The organism is Anaerosacchariphilus polymeriproducens, assembly GCF_003363435.1.
Classification (GTDB): domain Bacteria; phylum Bacillota; class Clostridia; order Lachnospirales; family Lachnospiraceae; genus Anaerosacchariphilus; species Anaerosacchariphilus polymeriproducens.
On the sequence record NZ_QRCT01000009.1, the window covers coordinates 76,412 to 95,114 of the forward strand.

The following is an 18,703-nucleotide window of genomic DNA, read 5'->3' on the forward strand; positions in this document are numbered from 1 at the left end:
TGAGGTATCAACAATGCAGCAAACTTATAAAATCGGAGTAGATATAGGTTCAACAACCGTTAAACTAGTAGTGTTAGATGAAGAAGATAGTATTGTTTTTAGTGAATATAAACGGCATTTATCAGATATTAAAAATACACTGATTCAATTAATAAAGAATTGCTTCAAAAAGCTCGGTAATATTCAATTACAAATAAGTATCACGGGATCCGGAGGGCTTTCCATTTCTGAATGGATGAATATAAAATTCATTCAGGAGGTCATTGCCTGTGCGAAAGCGGTAGAAACTTTTATTCCGATCACGGATGTTGTCATCGAATTAGGCGGCGAAGATGCAAAGATTACGTATTTCAAAGGTGGAATGGAGCAAAGAATGAATGGCAGCTGTGCAGGAGGAACAGGAGCATTTATTGATCAGATGGCAGTTTTGCTTAATACAGATGCAGCTGGTTTAAATGAGTATGCAAAAGGATATAAAGTAATATATCCTATTGCCTCACGATGTGGAGTTTTTGCAAAAACAGATATACAACCACTAATAAATGATGGAGCAAGAAAAGAAGATATTGCAGCCTCAATTTTCCAGGCAGTGGTAAACCAGACGATTGGCGGACTGGCCTGTGGCAAACCTATTCGGGGGAAAGTAGCCTTCTTAGGGGGGCCGCTTTACTTTCTGTCCGAACTAAGACAAAGGTTTATTGAAAGTCTTAAATTAAAGGATGAAGATGCGATGATTCCTAAGCATTCACAGTTATTTGTAGCAATAGGAGCAGCGCTTTCCTCAGAAGAAGAGAACCAAATTTCTTTAAAGGAACTGGTAAATCAAGTGGAAGGGATCAAGGATTTATCGGAGAAAGAAGTTGGAAGATTACAGCCTTTATTTAAGAACAAAGAAGAATATCAATTATTTCTAAACAGACATAAGCGCTTTCTAGTAAAAAGAGGTAGTTTATCAAACTATAAGGGAAGGACATATTTAGGAATTGATGCAGGGTCAACGACAACTAAAGTCGCATTAATTGGAGAAGATGACGAGCTTCTATATTCATACTATGGAAGCAATGAAGGAAATCCATTGAAAAAGATAATAAGTTTACTAATAGAATTGTATGATAAATTTCCGTTAGAGGCAACTCTTTCAAAATGTACTGTGACTGGTTATGGAGAGGCTTTGATAAAGGCTGCGCTGCATGTTGATATAGGTGAAATTGAGACAGTAGCTCATTATAAGGCAGCACAGTATTTTCTACCCGGGGTTGATTTTATTCTTGATATTGGCGGACAAGATATGAAGTGCCTTAGAATAAAGAAAGGTGCGATTGATAGCATTTTATTAAATGAAGCATGTTCTTCTGGATGCGGTTCCTTTTTGGAAGGATTTGCATCCTCACTCAATATGACGGTAGATGAATTCGCCCAGGAAGCTTTGTATTCATCGGCTCCTGTAGATTTAGGTACGAAATGTACGGTATTTATGAATTCCAAAGTAAAGCAGGCACAAAAAGAAGGAGCTAAAATTTCTGATTTATCAGCCGGACTTTCTTACTCAGTTATCAAAAATGCTCTTTACAAAGTAATTAAAATCAGGGATGAAAATGATATTGGAAGGAAAATTATCGTTCAAGGCGGTACTTTTTATAATGATGCTGTTTTACGAAGTTTTGAACTAATATCGGGTAAAGAAGCGGTTCGACCGGAAATTGCGGGATTAATGGGTGCATACGGTGCAGCGCTAATTGCAAAAGAACGCTATCAAGAGGGCGAAACGACTTCTTTGCTATCTAAGGAGCTCTTATCTGAATTTCATACAGAATCATCCAATCGCCGATGCAAAAAGTGTTTGAATCAATGTCTGCTTACAATAAATAAATTTTCAACCGGAGAGTCTTTTATCACAGGAAACCGTTGTGAAAAAGGTTTAGAATTAGAAAAATCGAAAACAGAGAAGTTACCGAATTTATATGAATATAAATATCGAAGAACCTTTTGCTATAAGCCGTTAGCTCCTAACGAAGCAAAAAGAGGAGTAATAGGTATTCCAAGAGTTTTAAACATGTATGAAAATTATCCGTTTTGGTTTACACTTCTTACAAAATTAGGGTTTTCCGTATTCTTATCTTCTCCTTCCGGCAAAAAGATTTACGAGAAGGGGTTGGAGACAATTCCATCAGAATCTGTATGCTATCCTGCAAAACTTTGTCATGGACATATTATGGATTTGTTGGATAAAGGAGTTAAGACGATTTTCTATCCTTGTGTTGTGTATGAAAAAACAGAATATAAAGATGTCAATGACCACTATAATTGTCCTGTTGTAATTTCTTATCCGGAAGTGATTAAGTGTAATGTTGATGAAATAAAAAAGAATAACGTGAAGTTAATTTCCCCATTTTTATCTCTTGATAATGAAAAAGTACTTACAAAACGCATTATTGAGGAATTTAAAGAATTTCAAGTAACGCTCCGGGAAGCCAAAATGGCAGTACTTGCAGCGTTTAAAGAAAGGGAAGAATATAAAAAGGACATTAGGCAAAAAGGAGAAGAAACGATATCTTATTTGAAAAAAAATAAGAAGAAGGGAATTGTTTTATGTGGAAAACCATATCATATAGACCCGGAAATCAACCATGGTATTTCAGACTTGATAACATCTTATGGAATGGCGGTGTTAACTGAAGACAGCATTTCCCATTTGGCAGTACTCAAACACAAATTAAGAGTAGTAGATCAATGGGTATATAATTCCAGGTTATATCGTGCAGCAGCTTTCGTGGCCGAAGAGTCGTACTTGGAATTAATTCAATTAAATTCCTTTGGCTGTGGACTTGACTCAGTAACGACGGATCAAATATCAGAACTTCTAGCCACAGGAGGTAAGATGTATACGATGTTGAAAATTGATGAGGGAAATAATCTGGGTGCAGCTAAGATTCGAATTCGTTCTTTAAAAGCAGCAATGGAAGAAAGGGAACGTAATACTTATCAGCTAGAAAAAGAAAATATATCTTATGGTAATCAAATCTTTACAAAAGAAATGCGAAAATATCATACTATTTTGGCACCACAAATGGCACCGTACCATTTTGAATTATTACAAGAAGCCGCAAGAACCTGTGGGTATAAAATGGAATTTCTTCCGGCAATGGATCCATCTGCTGTAGCGGAAGGCTTGAAATATGTTAATAATGATGCCTGTTATCCCGCGATCATAGTGATAGGACAGATGATTAAGGCTTTAAAATCAGGTAAGTATGATTTGAATCATACGACTGTTATAATTTCGCAGACTGGTGGTGGCTGCAGGGCTACTAACTATATTGCTTATTTAAAATTAGCACTGAAAAAAGCCGGCTTTGAGAAGGTTCCTATTATTTCACTGAATGTTGCAGGGTTAGAAAAACAACCTGGTTTTTCATTATCCATCCGATTCATAAATCGAAGTATCATGGCATTAATTTATGGAGATTTATTTATGAAAGCACTTTTTCGGACAAGACCTTATGAAAAGGTTCCGGGTTCGGCACAATTACTTTATGAAAAATGGAATTTGAAAGCAAAGGATAATATTAGGAATGGAAGCAGACGGATATTTAATAGTAATATTAGAAATATTATACACGAGTTTGAAAGTCTTGAAATAATTGATATAAAAAAGCCAAAAGTAGGTATTGTAGGTGAAATATACTTAAAGTATAACCCGACTGCTAATAATGATATCGTAAGTATATTGGAACAAGGTGGGGCAGAAGCAGTCATACCTGATCTTACAGATTTTATTTTATATTGTACTTTTAATTCAAAATTTAAATATAAATATCTTGCAGGGGAGAAGTATACAATGAAGATATGTGATTTTGCTACTTCTTATATTATGAAATATCGTAATGTAGTAAAGAAAGAGATGGATCAGAGTCTTAGGTTTTTACCAATGGAGAAAATAGACAAATTGGCGAAAATGGTTTCTCCAATCATTTCTTTAGGGAATCAGACTGGTGAGGGTTGGCTTATTGCTGCAGAAATGCTTGAGTTCATGAATCAGGGAATAAATAATATTGTCTGTGTACAGCCATTAGCATGCCTTCCTAATCATGCAATGGGAAAAGGAGTGATAAAACCATTGAAAGAGAAATTCCCGGAAGCAAATATCATACCAATTGATTATGACCCAGGTATCTCAAAAGTCAATCAACTGAACAGAATAAAATTAATGTTATCCGTAGCGGAAAAGAATTTAAAGAAAGAATAGATTTGAAAAAATTGATGGCTCGGTCGAAAGACCGAGCTACAATATTTTCAACCAACTTTTTGAGCTAATTTAAGAACTTCAACTGCTTCTACTTTAACAGAATAATTCTGTTTATCCTTCACAGTTATACCAAAGACTTTCTGTTTGCTTTTATTAAGTGATATAGTTAAACTAATAGGCAACCCGTACATAAAAACTCCGGTAGTTTGATCTTTTATTGCAAACAACACATTACATTTATAAGTACAATTATTCTCGGATTCTTTAGAATAAATAAAACTATAGCCGGATTTATTATTCTGTGGAGCTTCAAAACATTCTTTGATTGCATTAGCAAATATATTTTTAGACTCCGGAGTAAGCTTACATTTTAAAACGTTTAATAGAACGTTGGAAACAGCATCACTCATTTCTACATAGTTTGCGCTACTTTTATTTATGGTATGATTAAGAGTACCAACAACTGCCATAGTTTTAGAAGGATCGCTTTTGACTGTTTGAATTAATTTTGCAAAATCATATTTTAAGTCTTCTTTTTCAAATCCAACTTGAAGTACAGTTGCAAATTCCATGAGCTGAGGTGCATATTGCATATTATCAGCATTAATGATCTGGGTCATATCTCCAAATGTCGTAATACTTTCAGCAGATACAGAATTTGAACAGATAATAAAAGCCATACAAATTGCTGAAATCGTTTTTAAGATTTTTTTCATACTTATTTCTCCTTTTTGATTTTTAATATTGATAAACATAAGAGTTTGCATTGACATGAACATCATAGTGTTTACTATTTTTAATCTTTATGCCAAAAATTCTTTTTACAGATATTTTAACGTTAACAGTTATCTCAGCAGGGACTATCGTTAATTTAGTTTTGTTCCCTTCTTTTTTCAAAGAACCAGCTAATAATTTAAAAACATAAGTATGAGACTTTCCTGATTTTCTTGAGAAAATAACGTAATTTTCCTTAGAGGTACCGGCATTAAATCCAGTTTGTATTATATTATGAAAAACATTTAATGTATTATTATCTAAGATACATTTAAGATTATTTTTAAATAATTCTTCAATTCTAGACATGACATATCCAACATTAGCTCCACCTTGATTGATATCAGAATTTATGACACCTGTTGGAATCATATTATAGTCTTTTACTAATGTATCATAATTAAATCCTTGTGTTGTGATACCTGCTTCAAATTTTTTGTATATCTCCAAAGCTTTTGCTGCTTCTGAATAAGATGCTATTTGATATAGAAAATCATTTCCTTGTGATAATGTTGTATATTCAGTTGCTGCATATGACTTTGAAATAACTGTAAGATTAAACAAAATTATAGTTAAAAATAGACTAAATAGTTTTTTCTTCATTCTTTCACCTCTTTCAGCAATTTCAAATAAGTCAAAGATTTGATTTCGGCGCTATATGTGATAGTGGAGTGTTTAAAAAACTTACCAGAAATATTTTTTGTTGCATTCATTTCGATATTTACTGGTGTTAAAGACATAAAAGCACCGGTTTTTTTGTTTTGAGTTACAAATAAGAATGTTTTAGAACAAGTATTACCGGCCTTTAATTCATTTCCAAATTCCTTTAATAATAAAGTGTTTAAATATTCTTTATTATAATCAGATGAATATTTGCAACAATTTTTATATATAGAATCAGAAACTTTATCTAAAAGATCATGATACAAATAATTATTATTTTTAAAACTTTGTTTGTATGTTCCAACAACAATACAGTCTTTCGATGTTTTTATTTTTTCTAAAAGATTTGTAAAATCAATTTTAGTTTCTTTTATGTAATCTGTAAGAAAAGTATTATTGTCAACTACCATATAATCATACTTAAAATCTGAAATCTCTTTAACTAAAATGAAATTTTGTTGAATCTCTAAATTAGTATTATTATCAATAATACTTGGTTTATCTTCTGCGAAAGCAAAATCAGGAATCAATAAAGCAATTAGAATAGCAGTAAAAAATAAACTAATAATTTTTTTTGTCAATGTACCCCTCCTTAAATTTATCATAGAATTATGTCTCCTTTCTTTTATACAAGCTTGAGATTATCAAAAGATAAAAATGAAGTCAATAATTATGTAAAATATAAGAGGGGATTTTTTTACGACAAAATATAAGAAAATATGCAAAAAAACTTACTATTATTTAAATACATACGTGAAAAGGACCGCAGATGCGGCCCTTTAATCTGTTTATTTTGTATTCATTCGTATTTGAATTAAACTTTTTACATCCTCTAATACCTCAAGACCTGTTACATGGATCATGAGCCAACACCCTCCGGTAGAAAAAACGGTATTTTGATATAAATCTTGGGTATATTTACTAAATAAAGGTAACATGAATTCAGTTTCTTGTCGATTTTTGTTTCCGACCACCACAAGGGCAATAAAAAATCCTTCCATTGGGTAGAGCGTACACAAAGATTTTCCACTTTTTTGATATTTTATATTCCAGCCGGGCTGCATAGAGCATTGACTGTAGGAAAGTTTTGGCTGAACACAATATGTGTTTTGTAAATTAGAATTCAGCTTTCCCCAAAGTTCAGAATTTACATAATCGTCAATATCCTTCAAGGTAGGAGGATTGTTTTTATGATACATTAAATTCCATTCCATGTTTACACATCCTTTTAAATGATTACTTCGTTACAGGTACAGACATCACCCAAATCTCCATGCAGGTGGTTTTTGGAGTATGACTGGCATAACGTTCCACAGCGAAAGGCATAGAAATCATTTTATGATTGGGGAGCCATGTTTCAAACAAATATTTATGAGCCTTATATACGGCGTCCATTATAAGATGTTCAAAATCCTCAGCGTCAAAAGAGCAAACAATATATTCACCTTTCGCTAATTCCCATGTAGTAAAATTTTCAGCTGTTTCAGGAGCATTAGCTTCAGCACCGGCGAAATAGCGATAGCAGCCATCTTTTGTTCCGGTAAAAGTTACACCAATTTCTTCACCATTCTCTTTGATTCCATGAATGGAAGCCTTGCTTTCGTGAAAAGTATCCCAGAGTTTTGCCAATGAATCTACTCCTGTTTCACCGCATCCCGGCATTTGGGTAATAGGTTCTTCTACGGTAAGTCCAATGAAAGTCTTCTGTGAGGATATGTGTTCCCTTGTAATTTCAAGAACAATTCCATCTGTAATCAAGGGTACGTTTTCATCGACCAAAGTATAATTTAATAGTAGCTGCGGTTTTACAAAATTATTAAGGCGGATAGGATTAGCACGGTATTCTTCCGGTGGGATACCAAAAGCATCTTTAAAAGATCGTGTAAAACTTTCATGAGAAGTAAAACCATAATCCAAAGCGATGTCAAGAATTCTTTTATTCTCAGTCTGCAAAGCTTCCGATGCTTTAGCCAGGCGGCGTAATTTGATATACTCGTTTACTGGTTTTTTTACCAATCTGCTGAAAAGTCTTTGGTAATAAAACTGTGATAACGAAGCCATTTTAGCCAAATCATTAATTTTAATATTCTCTGAAAGATGTTCCTCGATGTAGTCAACAGTTATTTGTATTTGTTCCCATGCATGCATATAAGCACCTCCTTGTAAATTAGGATAACATGAAAGGTCAATATTTAGCTTGACTGCTAATGCTCTTTTTCGTATTGATTTAATCTTAATTTATTTTTAATAAATACATTATAGCATGAAGTATTGCTGGAAAATAAACTTTTGTGTCATTTTATGTAGACAAGTAATCGTTGACAAATGATAAAAGTAGACATAACATATGGGCAAGTAGCTACTTAAAGATAGTCAAATTATAATAAAAAGGATGATATTATGAAAAGTCGGCGTTTATAATGAAAAATGCAGAAAATACATAATAATAATCCTAAATAAAAAATACTTGAAATATAGGGAAAGGAGGAAAATCATTTTAAATGTAATAATTGAAATGATAAAGTAAGTTATGTATGATGTAATAATAATAGGGGCTGGACCGGCTGGGTTATTTTCGGCATTAAAATTAATTAACACTACAAAAAAAATTAATATAGCAATCGTTGATAGAGGAAAAAAACTGTTGCAACGCAGATGTAATTGTATCACGGAGGGTAGATGCCAAAAATGTTCTGTTTGTGATGTGGTTCATGGAGTTGGTGGGGCAGGGATGTATTCCGATGGAAAACTATCGTTATTTCCAGCTGGCAGCAAAATGGAGAAACTATTTAAAAATAAAATTGAATTAGTATATAGAAATAAAAATGTATTAAATAGTATAATTAAATTTAGTAAAAGTCCATATAAGAAGATTGATGCGTTGCAAAATACAAATTTAGCTGTTGCAGATCAATTGAAAGAGAATCATTGTGAATTAAAAATGTATAGTGTTTATCATCTGGGGACAGAAGGTATTCAAAATGCCTGTAATAATATAGAAAAAAAATTAGTGGAATCCGGAGTACAATTTATTCTTCAGAACACTGTAGATGAAATAAAAAGAAAAAATGGTATATTTACACTCGATTTGCTAGATAAAAATAGGAACCTGCATGAGATTAAAGCAACAAATGTAATCATAGCTACTGGAAAAGCATCAGGGTTGAAGATCCGAACATGGTATGAAGCGTTAGGAGTGAAGTATGCATTTAATCCGATTGAATTAGGTGTTAGGGTAGAAGCAGACAGAGATGCTTTAAAAGATGTATTGAACCATCATTTAGATGCTAAAATAAAGATGAAGAGTAAAGATTATGAAATAAGAACTTTCTGTATGTGCAATGGTGGATATTTGGCCAGGTGCTATTATGATACGTTTGATAATGACCAAAAGATATGTACGATTAGCGGATTTTCATATTATGGTAGAAAAACAGACAACTTAAATTTTGGATTACTTGTACGAAAAAAATATGAAGAGAATATTGATCCAATTAAAAAACAGATTTCATATATAGAAAAAATTAATTTACGCGCAGGTAACAATACAATTGTTCAAAGGTTAGAAGATTTTATGGATAATAGGGTTACTACAAGTGAATCATTAAATAAAAATTCCATTGAATCTACGTTATCAAATATTGTTACTGATAATATCAAAGAATATTTTCCGGATTATACGATAGAAGCGATAGAGAATTTCTTTTATAATATGAAAGAAGTTTTTCCAAAACTATATAATAAAGATACCTTATTACATGCTCCTGTATGGGAGATGTGTTGGGATAGAATTATTACAAAAGATGGTGTATCTACAGAAATTCCTAATCTTTATGTAGTAGGTGATATTACAGGTAGTGCCAGAGGAATTATACAGGCGGCAACATTAGGTGAAATGGCAGCAGAAAAATTGTTAGCAGATAAATATAATACTGCTGTTGGATAAAAGGTAAGAAGTTAGGAGTGCATTTGAATGAAAAAAGAGCAGTATAATAAAATCATAGGATTTTTGGAAGAAAAATTATCAGATTCCCCACATGATTTGGATCATGTATATAGAGTTTTAAATTTAAGCAAAAAGCTAAAAAAAATGATATCAGAATCAAATAATCAAATAGCTATTGATGAAGAAGTTTTATATACAGCAGTATTATTGCACGATATAGCCAGAGTCGATGAAGATAATGATGAAACAGGTTTAACGGATCATGCTCAAAAGGGAGCTATTGATGCAAGGGTTTTTTTGGAATCTATAAAAATAGATAAAAATATAATAGATAGGATCGTTTCTTGCATAAAGACTCATAGATATAGAAAAGGTGCATCAGCGGAAAGCATAGAAGCTGAAATTCTATATGATGCTGATAAACTTGACGCAATAGGCGCAATTGGAGTAGCAAGATCGTTTGGATGGATAGGAAAGCATAATGCAAAAATCTATTTTGTTCCAGATTCAATAGAAGAATATTTGAAAGAAAATATGAATGGAGATTCTAAAGGTATTATAAAAGACAAGTCAAAGCATAGTGTTCAAATAGAATTTGAAGTAAAATTAAAAGAAATGCAAAAAAATTTATATACAAAGGAAGCTAAAATGATAGCTGAGAAAAGATTAAGGTTTTTTGAGGAGTTTTTAATAAAATTACATAATGAAGTGATAGGAATTGAATAAGATATCGTTCACTTGAATAAAGGAGGATATTGATGTTTACAATTGCAATTTGTGATGATAATAATAGAGATTCGACAAAAATTGAATCAATTGTCAAAAATTATATGGATACCAAATTAATACCTTATCAAGTAAACATTTTTAAATCAGGGGAGGAATTACTGGAATCTAAGGCTAAACCTGATTTATTATTTTTGGATATTGCTATGGATGGTATAAACGGAATTCAGGCTGGAAAAAAGATGAGAGAAATACATAGGACGATTAAAATAATTTACACAACCAGTTTTCAGCAATATTGTAAACAAGCAGTGAATAATGTTCATGCATTTGCATATTTAGAAAAACCTGTAAAAGAAGATAAGGCAGAACAGCAGCTTGAAGATATCATGAGATGTATTCAAGAAGAAAAAGACAAAATTAAAATCGTGAAATTTGATATTGTAGAGATTACACAAGAGGGGAAATTAGATAATAAAATTCAGAGTTTTGATATAAAAGATATATATTATTTTGAATACTTTAATAGGAAAATTAAATTAAAATTAGAAAATAAAGAATATTTTTTTATTGATAAAATGAAGGAATTAGCAGTTAAAATGAAAAAATACAATTTTGCAATCTGTCACCAATGTTTCTTAGTAAACTTAAGACATATTAAAAAGATAAAAGGTTATGAAGTATTTCTTGCTAATAATGAAACACTTCCTGTTTCACAGAAAAAATCAGCAGAGTTCAGAAAACAACTAAATAATTTTATACAGAGAAGTATATAGGTGAAGGAATGGATGATTATATTATTTTTATTTTGGGTACTTTTATTTCTTGTTTTATTAATAGTGTTATACTATTTCAATTTATTGAAGATAGAAATGAAAGGGTCTATGATAATCATTTCTTTTACTATTTAATAAAAATTGCGATTTGCCTTTTCCTTTCATGTATCAATATAATTGAAAAGCCAATTATAAACATTTTAAGTTGGATTATAATATTTAGTATGGTAAACATCATATTATATGATAATAAAAATAATAAGAAGATATACCAGATTTTAGAAATCCCAGTTTTAATTTTAATATTATCAGTTTGTGAAACAGTTGGAGTAGTTATTTTGGATTTCATATTTTGGAAGTTTGAGGTACATAATATTAGACTAATTATAATTGATAGTATGGAAATCACATTTTCAAAGTTAATTGTGTTAATTTTTTACTATTTAGTTATTTCAAAACTATGTCGGAAGGATTCGAAAGGAAAGATTACAAGAACACAATTTTGGGTCGAAGTTGTTATAATTTTTTTCAGTATTGCTAACTTGACAGTGATTACCTCAGTTATATCCAAAGTTACAAGTAAAACAGAACATATACTATTATTGGTGAATATGTGGTTTATTTTATTTGCCGATTTATATTTCCTTTATTTTGCAAGGTTTGCGGACAAGTATAATCAGTTAAAAGTAAAATTAAGGCTATTAGAGCAGCAGTCCTTACTGCAATATGAATATTATGCAGAACAAGAAGAAAAGTATAATGAATCTGTTAAAATATTACACGACGTCAATAATCATTTGAAAATGATAGAAAATATGTATCGAACCAAGGAAGACGAAATTGCAATCGCTTATACAAAGGAGATCAGTCAAATGCTGATACCGTTAGCTTTGGAAGAATACACAAATAATCCGATATTAAATGTTTTATTGAATGATAAAAAGAAAATAGCGAATTATCATGATATTAAATTTTATTTAGAGATAGGTTATGTTGATCTTAATTTTATGGAGCCGATTGAAATAACCACAATATTTGGTAATTTGTTGGATAATGCAATAGAAGCATGCGATATGGTACCAAATAATAAATATATTATAATGAAACTGGATAAATATTATGATTTTATAGTGATTAATATCAATAATAGTGCAATACCAATAGAAAAATGGCATTTAGGGAAACCAATATCATCGAAGGGTAAAAACCATGGGATAGGTTTGTTGAACGTAGAAAATACAATTAAAAAATACAATGGAAGTATGCTTTTAGAGGAGGGAAATAAAGAGTTTAGTTGTAAAATAATATTTAATCAATGAGGAGATAGGAGCTAAGATTGAGATTGGCTCCTATCTCTGTAAGTTATACATAAAAACTGTAAATTATGTTGCTTATATTGAAAATAAAATAATGGAGTGTCAAAATACAAATACGATGGAAAGTACAATAAATGGAATCAGAAAGGAGGCAAATAAAATGAGAATTGAGTTAAAAAAATTATTATTAACAATCATGTCTAAAGCGATATTAAAATCAGCGGTAAAGGAAGCCAATTCCTCATGTTTCTTTATTGGTTACCAGCCTATAATACCTAAAGATGTAAAGAAATTGAGAAAATTTTAATTATATAAATAAATACATAAATAGAATAAATAAAGAGAGGAAAATGCTTATGAAACAAAAAGATATTCTAATGCTGCAATCAATGCCTGCTGCAAGTGCCAGCTATGGACGTCCGCCCAGCCGTTTTATAAATAGAGAATATTTTACAATTGAGTTCGAATCAGATCCAAACGTTATCAGACGTGCTGTACCAGAACCTCTTCAACCGGATGGAAGTAATATTGTTTTATATGAATGGATTAAAATGCCCGATTCATCTGGTTTTGGGGATTATGAAGAAAGCGGTATTGTCATTCCGTGTACATATAATGGAGAACCATGCAATTTTACTGCACAAATGTATTTAAATAATGGTCCGGCTATTCTAGGTGGTCGTGAAATATGGGGTTTTCCTAAAAAATGGGGACAGCCTCATCTGAGTGTTGAAGAAACGGAGACACTGACTGGTACATTATATTATAATAACATTTTGGTAGCTATGGGTACGATGCCATACAAATACAATGCGCTTGATGATATATCAATCGCCAAAACGATTGCTAAAACACAAGTTAATTTAAAACTAATCCCCGATGTTGATGGAAAGTTAAAAATTGCTCAGTTAGCAGCTTATAATTTAGAAAATATAGATGTCAAAGGTGCTTGGTCTGGACCGGCCAGATTAAGTCTGACACCACATATTAATGCTCCTGTAGCCGATTTTCCGGTTTTAAACTGTATTGGAGGAAAACATTTTATTGCGGATTTAACGTTACCATATGGAAGAGTTATGTTTGATTATCTTAATAATATAGAGGAGGCTTAAGCGTATGAAAAATAAATTAACATCAGCGATAGAAGCAGTTAGTAAGGTGAAAGACGGAGATACACTGATGATTGGTGGTTTTTTAACTGGAGGCCATCCGGAAAATCTGGTCAAGGCCCTTGTCGATACAAATTCTGCAGGAGGTCTGACAGTTATTTCAAATGATACAGGTACAAAGGAATTATCGATTTATCAACTTGTGAAGAGTGGTAGAGTGAAACGAATTTTTGCATCTTATATTGGTTCCAATCCGGAAACGGGAAGACTTCTTATGACCGGAGAAGCTAAGGTCCAGCTTTTTCCACAAGGTACACTTGCAGAAAAGATACGTGCAGGAGGAGCTGGTCTTGGAGGAGTTTTAACGCCTGTAGGTGTGGGGACAGTTGTAGAAGAGGGAAAGAAAAAAATCGAAATTGACGAGAAAGAATATTTACTTGAAATGCCTCTTAGATCAAATGTAGCCTTAATAAAAGCAAATAAAGCGGATGAGGTAGGTAATCTTATCATAAACGGCTCTTCGCGTAACTTTAATATCGTTATGGCAACAGCTGCAGATTATGTCATTGCAGAAGTAGATGAATATGTGAAAGAAGGGGAAATTGACCCAAATCATGTTAATGTTCCAGGAATATTTGTGGATGCAATTGTAAAGGTGGGATAATAATGAATAATAGAGAATTTATTGCAAAAAGAATAGCAAAAGAACTTAAAGATGGAGATGTTGTAAATCTTGGTATTGGTATGCCTACAATGGTTGCAAATTATATACCGGAAAATGTTAATGTAATATTGCAGGCAGAGGACGGAATCCTTGGTGTCGGTCCAAAAGCAGAACCGGGAGAAGAACTAAGTGATTGTATTGATGCAGGAGGTAACTACATAACAACAGTGAAAGGTGCTAGTTTTTTTGATAGTTCGTTATCGTTTTGCATTATACGGGGGGGACATGTGGATATCACGGTACTAGGCTCTTTGGAGGTTGATCAGGAGGGAAATGTGGCGAGCTGGATGATTCCCGGAAAAAAGGTTCCGGGCATGGGTGGAGCCATGGATCTTGTCGTTGGAGCTAAGAAGGTCATTATAGCAATGGAACATGTAGGCAAAAATGGATCACCTAAAATATTAAAAAAATGTAAGCTTCCATTAACAGCTGTAAATGTGGCAAAAACCATTGTAACAGATATGGCAGTCTTCGATGTTGTACAGGATGAGGGGTTGGTACTGAAGGAAATTGCTCCGGGACTTTCCGTAGAAGACGTTCAAAATTCAACAGAAGCACATTTTACGGTTTCTCCGGAATTAAAGGTAATTCAGGTTTAGGTATAGAACATCAGGATGATAAGGGCTGAAGAATTTTTTATAGAACAACTTATATCTAATAAAATCATTTCTGAGAAAGAAGTACAAATACATAAATTTGGAATTGAATGTTTAGTTTTAAAATTAATACATTGCATTTCATATTTAAGTATTGCTATTTATTTGAACATGCTGACTGAATTCATTGTAATCGGATTAGTACTGGTACCATTAAGAAGAAATGCCGGAGGATATCATGCAAAAACAAAGATAGGGTGTTATTTGTTTTCCTGCTGTTATGTTTTAACTATTCTTTTATTATTAAAAACGGTAACGAATCATTTTATATGGTGGGGAGCATTCGCCTTATCAGACATAATTATTTTTTTAAGAAGTCCTGTAGATAATAGAAATAAAAGATTAGATAAAACTGAAGTTCAACATTTTAGAAAGAAATCTCAAAAAATTTTAATATTTGTTAATATTAGTTGCTTTGTATTGATATTGATGCATTTATATTTTATAGGAAGTCTGTTAAGGTGTGGTATTTGTGCTACAGCATTATTAATGATATTTCCGGAATTAAAAGAAGGCCTTTCATGATAAATATTCTATCATGAAAGGCCTATATTAGCACTATGCTATTTTTTTAGGTTTCTCTTTTGCGAGTAATCCAACAGCATCTGCATAACATAACCAAGTTTCTACGCTTGCTATAACGATTCTTGCTTCTACTGCCAAGAGGTCAATTCCAACTAATGAAACTCTAACCCAAAGGTCAACAATAATACCTTTGTCAAGGATTCTATCAATAACTTCTGCTAAACTTGAAGATTCAATTGAATGTTTCATATATAAGCCTCCTTTCAAAGATGATTATAAAACAATATATGAGTTCAAAATAATAATGTAACAATATTATGCTAATTCCATAGTTTTAGGATGATGTTCTTTTTTAAGTAATCCAACAGCATCTGCATAACATAACCAAGTTTCTACGCTTGCTATAACGATTCTAGCTTCTACTGATAAGAGGTCGATTCCAACAAGAGAAACTTTAACCCAAAGGTCAACAATAATACCTTTGTCAAGGATCCTATCAATAACTTCTGCTAAGCTTGACGATTCAATTGAATGTTTCATAATGAAACCCCCTTAATAATTAACTTGTTTCTAATAATAATATATGAAAAAGTGAGAATAGTGTTACATTCTATGAATTGAAACTGCAATTTGTAGTAAGACATTTTTATAAGATACTTTTTTATCAAAATAAATTAGGAAGAAACTTTTGTTAATACACGAATATAATGTAAAGAAATAGTTGATGGAGGCATATACATGAAACATTCAATTGAAGCTTCAAGCTTAGCAGAAGTAATTGATAGGATCCTTGACAAAGGTATCGTTGTTGACCTTTGGCTTAGAGTTTCACTCGTTGGAATCGACTTATTAGCGATAGAAGCTAGAATTGTTATTGCCAGCGTAGAAACTTGGTTATGTTATGCAGATGCTGTTGGATTACTTCAAAAAGAACATCATCCTAGGGCACTGGAAGTAAAATAATATTAAACTCCAAAATACGACAGAATTGGATACTGCGCACGGTCAATCGAAACATACTAATAAATTGTAGTAATAAACATAAAAATGTAGTCCGTGTGCAGTATAAGATATAGGATAAATTGTAACATTTAGTAATCGATTATGAATATAAATATAATTTTATAGAGGAGGTTAAAAATGTCACAGCGAATTCCTTCCAAGTGGTCGTATATTGTTAAATATATGGGAGGACACCCCAATATTACAGAAGAATGTGATGCGATATTAAGATTTACTCGGAAGAGAATTGAAATAGAGAGTCTATATAAAGGAAAAATAGCGTTAGATTACAAGGATTGTAGAATTGAGATACAATCCGGTTTTGAGCGAAGACGAATAGTACTCATATATGATCAGTCATCGGATACAGAAGGTAGAATTTTTATGCAGATAAAAAAGAAAAGTGAAGAAAACGTAGTCGGAATATTTCAAATTTATCAAAAATTATCTTTAGGTTCAGATGATGATATTCCTAAAGAAAGTAATAAATTATTCAAATTATTTAAATAAAAATTAGTTGAATTATCTTTTACTATATAATATTTTCGATTTTATTTGATACATACAATAGATGGAATGTGAAATTTGAAAATAGGGAGGTTGAAAATGCATGCCTAAAGAAGGGGTTAAAGGTTTAGGTGATGTTGCAATGGCATACAATAATGCTTTTACATTAACACCATATGTAGATGAAATTATTAATCGAGCATTATTATATCTCAATGCAGGATATCCAATACATTTAAAAGGACCAGCAGGAACAGGAAAAACGGTATTGGCTATGTATATTGCTAAACTAATCGGAAAACCTACAACCATGATTTTTGGAAATGAAGCAGTTGAAACATCAGATATGATAGGTTCAGATTTTGGATATACAAAAAGGGTAGTAGAAGATAACTATATACATTCAGTCCATAAAATAATGGAAGATTACGAGCAAAAATGGATAGACGGTAGAATTATTAATGCTTGTGAAAAAGGATATGTTCTTATTTATGATGAATTCACACGATCAAGGCCAGAAACAAATAATATTCTTTTATCAGTTTTAGAAGAAAAAGTACTTGAATTACCCATAAATTACTATGGTAGCAATAAATTGTTAAAAATACATCCCGATTTTAAGATAATTTTCACAAGTAACCCGGAAGAGTATACAGGAGTTTACAAATCTCAGGATGCTTTAGTAGACCGATTTATAACTTTGGAACTGGATTTTCCGGACCAAAACAGTGAGGTCAATATCGCAGTTGCTAATAGTGGTCTTTCTTTGGATAAAGCAGTAAATTTGGTATCGATTGTAAGAAGTTTCAGAGAAATTAATCGGTCTAAATTTTTAGTATCCTTAAGAGACTCTATAAAATTGTGTAAAATTATTAAGACAGCTAATATAAATATTGCATATGATAATGATGTTTTTCGAAAAGTTTGTATCGATGTATTAACTTCTGGAATCAGTGTTCAAAAAACAAATATTGATAGAACAAAGATTAAGGAAGAGCTGAATACAATTATTAAAGTGGTTCTAATGGAACATAAATAATGGGGGAGGGAAATAGTTCATGCAAAAAATTAAAACACTGAGTCATGTATATCTAAGACCTGATCCAATTTTGAACGGAACATCTATATATCTTAAATTGCATAATATCACAAATCAGATGGAAAGGTTGGAACATACAAAGGAAACATGTTTGAACAGAATCGATATGGCTGATAAAAAGTTAGAGTTATTAGAGAAAAGATACAATGAATTAAAAAATCTTTTATAATTTTTAAAGTTTAAATATTAAATCTTTTAAAATAGATATTTTTAGAATAATAATGAATATATTTAGTAAAAAGATAGATTCTGGTTTATCGTTCACAGTGCACAGTCTGGATATTTTAACTTGCTTTTTGTGTACTGTGAAAAGACTAATTAAAAATGAGGTGAATTTCATGAAAAGAGTAATTGAAGCAGCTAGAATATTTTTTGAAGATCTTTATGAAAATACTGCAACCGTAGTTGGGGTAAAACGGTGTGAGGATAATTGGGAACTATTAGTGGAAGTTATTACAGATGATGATTATACGAGAAAGCGGGCTAAAAATGACTTAATATCTGTGTTTAAAGTAAATATGGATTCTGATTTACAGATTATTTCTTATTCAAGAGAAGAGATACGAGAAAGAGGAAAGGCATTAGAAAAAACAATTTATTAAATGGTTACTAAAAATAGTAGAAATAAAATTTA

The 18,703-nt window shown here is 31.7% G+C and carries 22 protein-coding genes; 15 read left to right on the forward strand and 7 right to left on the reverse strand.

The annotated features are described in order from the left end of the window. Positions 1–13: 13 nt before the first annotated feature. Positions 14–4,246, forward strand: coding sequence for a 2-hydroxyacyl-CoA dehydratase (locus tag DWV06_RS01630; RefSeq protein WP_115480439.1), 4,233 nt, complete (start codon positions 14–16; stop codon positions 4,244–4,246). Between the two features lie 47 nt (positions 4,247–4,293). Here the strand turns inward: DWV06_RS01630 and DWV06_RS01635 are convergent, their stop codons facing one another. The 5 genes from DWV06_RS01635 to DWV06_RS01655 all read right to left on the reverse strand — a co-directional run bounded on the left by DWV06_RS01635 (position 4,294) and on the right by DWV06_RS01655 (position 7,831). Beyond that, positions 4,294–4,962 carry a hypothetical protein gene (locus DWV06_RS01635; protein ID WP_162300540.1) on the reverse strand — a complete coding sequence of 223 codons (669 nt, stop codon included), beginning with the start codon at positions 4,960–4,962 and terminating at the stop codon, positions 4,294–4,296. A 22-nt stretch (positions 4,963–4,984) separates the two neighbouring features. After that, positions 4,985–5,623 (reverse strand): hypothetical protein, encoded by a 639-nt coding sequence (locus tag DWV06_RS01640; protein WP_115480441.1) that lies wholly within the window; start codon positions 5,621–5,623, stop codon positions 4,985–4,987. Next, a complete protein-coding gene (locus tag DWV06_RS01645) occupies positions 5,620–6,264 on the reverse strand; it encodes a hypothetical protein (protein WP_115480442.1) in 645 nt (214 codons plus the stop codon). The genes DWV06_RS01640 and DWV06_RS01645 overlap by 4 nt, the downstream gene beginning before the upstream one ends. A gap of 207 nt (positions 6,265–6,471) precedes the next feature. Further along, positions 6,472–6,897, reverse strand: coding sequence for a DUF3788 domain-containing protein (locus DWV06_RS01650; RefSeq protein WP_115480443.1), 426 nt, complete (start codon positions 6,895–6,897; stop codon positions 6,472–6,474). Between the two features lie 22 nt (positions 6,898–6,919). Then, complete coding sequence (locus tag DWV06_RS01655) at positions 6,920–7,831, reverse strand: AraC family transcriptional regulator (protein ID WP_115480444.1); 912 nt, start codon at positions 7,829–7,831, stop codon at positions 6,920–6,922. Positions 7,832–8,213: 382 nt separating this feature from the next. Between DWV06_RS01655 and DWV06_RS01660 the strand changes: the two genes are divergently transcribed. The 9 genes from DWV06_RS01660 (at position 8,214) to DWV06_RS01700 (ending at position 15,461) form a co-directional block, all read left to right on the forward strand. After that, positions 8,214–9,629, forward strand: coding sequence for an NAD(P)/FAD-dependent oxidoreductase (locus DWV06_RS01660; protein ID WP_115480445.1), 1,416 nt, complete (start codon positions 8,214–8,216; stop codon positions 9,627–9,629). A gap of 27 nt (positions 9,630–9,656) precedes the next feature. Continuing rightward, on the forward strand, positions 9,657–10,355 hold the full coding sequence (locus DWV06_RS01665) for an HD domain-containing protein (protein ID WP_115480446.1): 699 nt from the start codon (positions 9,657–9,659) through the stop codon (positions 10,353–10,355). A gap of 32 nt (positions 10,356–10,387) precedes the next feature. After that, complete coding sequence (locus DWV06_RS01670) at positions 10,388–11,131, forward strand: LytR/AlgR family response regulator transcription factor (RefSeq protein ID WP_115480447.1); 744 nt, start codon at positions 10,388–10,390, stop codon at positions 11,129–11,131. Between the two features lie 8 nt (positions 11,132–11,139). Next, on the forward strand, positions 11,140–12,450 hold the full coding sequence (locus tag DWV06_RS01675) for a sensor histidine kinase (protein ID WP_115480448.1): 1,311 nt from the start codon (positions 11,140–11,142) through the stop codon (positions 12,448–12,450). A gap of 157 nt (positions 12,451–12,607) precedes the next feature. Continuing rightward, positions 12,608–12,754 carry a cyclic lactone autoinducer peptide gene (locus tag DWV06_RS01680; RefSeq protein WP_115480449.1) on the forward strand — a complete coding sequence of 49 codons (147 nt, stop codon included), beginning with the start codon at positions 12,608–12,610 and terminating at the stop codon, positions 12,752–12,754. 49 nt (positions 12,755–12,803) lie between these two features. After that, positions 12,804–13,559, forward strand: a complete 756-nt coding sequence (locus tag DWV06_RS01685) for an acetoacetate decarboxylase (protein WP_115480518.1) — start codon at positions 12,804–12,806, stop codon at positions 13,557–13,559. Between the two features lie 4 nt (positions 13,560–13,563). Next, positions 13,564–14,220 carry a CoA transferase subunit A gene (locus DWV06_RS01690; RefSeq protein WP_115480450.1) on the forward strand — a complete coding sequence of 219 codons (657 nt, stop codon included), beginning with the start codon at positions 13,564–13,566 and terminating at the stop codon, positions 14,218–14,220. Between the two features lie 2 nt (positions 14,221–14,222). Beyond that, positions 14,223–14,879, forward strand: coding sequence for a 3-oxoacid CoA-transferase subunit B (locus DWV06_RS01695; RefSeq protein ID WP_115480451.1), 657 nt, complete (start codon positions 14,223–14,225; stop codon positions 14,877–14,879). A 15-nt stretch (positions 14,880–14,894) separates the two neighbouring features. Continuing rightward, entirely contained in the window at positions 14,895–15,461 is a 567-nt protein-coding gene (locus DWV06_RS01700; RefSeq protein WP_115480452.1) for an accessory gene regulator ArgB-like protein, read from the forward strand. A 33-nt stretch (positions 15,462–15,494) separates the two neighbouring features. Here DWV06_RS01700 and gvpA (DWV06_RS01705) read toward each other — a convergent pair whose 3' ends face one another. Both gvpA (DWV06_RS01705) and gvpA (DWV06_RS01710) read right to left on the reverse strand, forming a co-directional pair. Further along, positions 15,495–15,710 (reverse strand): gas vesicle structural protein GvpA, encoded by a 216-nt coding sequence (gene gvpA / locus DWV06_RS01705; protein ID WP_115480453.1) that lies wholly within the window; start codon positions 15,708–15,710, stop codon positions 15,495–15,497. Between the two features lie 66 nt (positions 15,711–15,776). Continuing rightward, positions 15,777–16,001, reverse strand: a complete 225-nt coding sequence (gene gvpA, locus DWV06_RS01710) for a gas vesicle structural protein GvpA (protein ID WP_115480454.1) — start codon at positions 15,999–16,001, stop codon at positions 15,777–15,779. Positions 16,002–16,199: 198 nt separating this feature from the next. Here gvpA (DWV06_RS01710) and gvpA (DWV06_RS01715) point away from each other — a divergent pair, with 198 nt between their 5' ends. The 5 genes from gvpA (DWV06_RS01715) (at position 16,200) to gvpO (ending at position 18,671) form a co-directional block, all read left to right on the forward strand. Next, positions 16,200–16,424 (forward strand): gas vesicle structural protein GvpA, encoded by a 225-nt coding sequence (gene gvpA / locus DWV06_RS01715; RefSeq protein WP_193725987.1) that lies wholly within the window; start codon positions 16,200–16,202, stop codon positions 16,422–16,424. A gap of 177 nt (positions 16,425–16,601) precedes the next feature. Further along, entirely contained in the window at positions 16,602–16,973 is a 372-nt protein-coding gene (locus tag DWV06_RS01720; RefSeq protein WP_115480456.1) for a hypothetical protein, read from the forward strand. A 100-nt stretch (positions 16,974–17,073) separates the two neighbouring features. Beyond that, the gene (gene gvpN / locus DWV06_RS01725; protein WP_115480457.1) at positions 17,074–18,009 is read left to right on the forward strand and encodes a gas vesicle protein GvpN; all 936 of its coding nucleotides are present in this window, start codon (positions 17,074–17,076) and stop codon (positions 18,007–18,009) included. Between the two features lie 19 nt (positions 18,010–18,028). Further along, positions 18,029–18,238 carry a hypothetical protein gene (locus DWV06_RS01730; RefSeq protein ID WP_115480458.1) on the forward strand — a complete coding sequence of 70 codons (210 nt, stop codon included), beginning with the start codon at positions 18,029–18,031 and terminating at the stop codon, positions 18,236–18,238. 169 nt (positions 18,239–18,407) lie between these two features. Further along, entirely contained in the window at positions 18,408–18,671 is a 264-nt protein-coding gene (gvpO, locus tag DWV06_RS01735; protein WP_162300541.1) for a gas vesicle protein GvpO, read from the forward strand. The last annotated feature ends 32 nt before the right edge of the window (positions 18,672–18,703 follow it).